Origin of the sequence: Bacillus cereus group sp. BfR-BA-01356 (genome assembly GCF_022663635.1) — a bacterium.
Classification (GTDB): Bacteria; Bacillota; Bacilli; order Bacillales; family Bacillaceae_G; genus Bacillus_A; species Bacillus_A cereus.
Window position 1 is genome coordinate 1 of the sequence record NZ_JAKUFX010000251.1, and the last position, 1,807, is coordinate 1,807.

A 1,807-nucleotide genomic window follows, 5' to 3' on the forward strand; every position below is an offset into this window, starting at 1 on the left:
ATTTTACATAAAATACTGGTCTAGTTTCGTGATGTCTTTTTTAAGCAATTTGTCCTTTGATAACTTCAAAAGATATTATTTTTCAGTTGACATACTACCGCAGGTCTTTACGAGACTCCGTCATTTGTTTCCATACAGAACCTTTTGCTTCTTCTCCGCCTTCAATACGCTCTAATGCTAGACGTGCTTGCATGGCTACTTCAAACTCTGGATCATCTTGCGCTGCTTTTAATGCTGGAATCGCACTTTCATCTCCAAGTTCAAATAAGAACATCGCTGCACGCCAGCGTACTAATTTACTTGGATCTTTCAGAGATTTAATCATAACGAACATCGCTGCCGGATTACCTACATCTGATAAACAATCTCCTGCAGTACGGCGAACACTTACAGAGCGATCTAACAAAGCTTTATATAATAACGGTAATACTTCATCACCTTTTACCATACCTAAATAAGCTGTTGCTAAACGGCGTATTGAAACTTTTTCATCATCTAACGCCATCTTCAACACTGGAATATCTTCTTCAGTAGGATCCATTTGTTCTAATGCTGCAAAACGATTTTTCCAGTCAGAATCTTTCATCATCTCTTCTGTTACTTTATATGGCTCACGCTTTTGAATCGTTACTTCAACAGCACCTGCTTGATTTAATAATTCTTTAACCGTTTCATTTACACGTTCTTCTGAATAAGCAGCAACAATCTCTTCCACTACTTCTTTCCCAATTTCTTCAAAATTACCGTAACGTGTACTTTGTTCTACCCATTTACGCTCTTTTACAACGTTTGGTGCAGACATTTGCACTTTCATAATTGATTCTTTAAAACGATCTGGTAAGCCAACACGTTCTTCCGATGTTCCATCTGTTAACTTTACTTGCATTGGAATTGTAAAGAACATTTGAACAAACACTTTCACTTCTCCAAAATGAGACAGTTGTTGTTCTTCACTTTCTTCCAATACTTCTTCGCCGAAAACAGCACGAACTTGTTGTAATAAAACTTTCCAGTCATACTTCGCATTTCGCTCCACTGCTAAAAAGTCGGCTACATGATATACACCTTTAATGCCTTCAATTTTCAAAATTTCTTGCACTTGCATTGGTGCTTGTTCTTTATTTTCATTTGTATAATTATTACGTGCTCCTGATGGTAATACTTCATTCAAAATAACTTTCATTGTATTTGGACTTGGCGTCGGTTCAATTGCTTTAATCTTCACGTAAAAAACTCTCCTTTATTGCATGTTCTTAGCTGTATTGTAACATGTTATCACTCTATACTCCTACTCGGATGCTTAATTTTACTACTTTCTTCCCGCTACCATACTATTTCATTCTTTTTACATTTTAAATTAGGAACGGGATTTTAAAAGCTTTCGTTTCCGATGATTTTTATTTTTTATCCATTTCTTGAGGTACCACCAGTATAAAAAAAAAACGCTAAGCAAAAAAATATATTAAGCTATCCATATGGATAGCTTATTTACATAATTTTCGTTATCGGTAGCAACAAAAAGGAGGATTCCTTACTCTCAGAAGGAATCCCTTTTTTATTTTCTATCACTCGATTCATCTTTTTATACATTCCTATCCTGTGATGGGTTTTACGGTTCTCGTTTGTTACTGGATTAGCCAAAAAACGTTATAAAATTTTGTATACTCTTTACTTGTTTTTTCAAAAAAGCTGGCGGTATCCCATGCCCATCAACTTAAGAGTGAGCACAACCTGAGCTTTCGACTCATCGGATCAAAACATTCCTAAAATAAAAGCATACTCTTAAAAATAAGCATCTCAAATAAAC

The 1,807-nt window shown here is 35.3% G+C and carries 1 protein-coding gene; it reads right to left on the bottom strand.

Going from position 1 to position 1,807, the window contains the following annotated elements:
• Positions 1-94 precede the first annotated feature (94 nt).
• A complete protein-coding gene (locus tag MR168_RS32715; protein WP_242291759.1) occupies positions 95-1,225 on the bottom strand; it encodes a virulence factor in 1,131 nt (376 codons plus the stop codon).
• Positions 1,226-1,807: the final 582 nt, after the last annotated feature.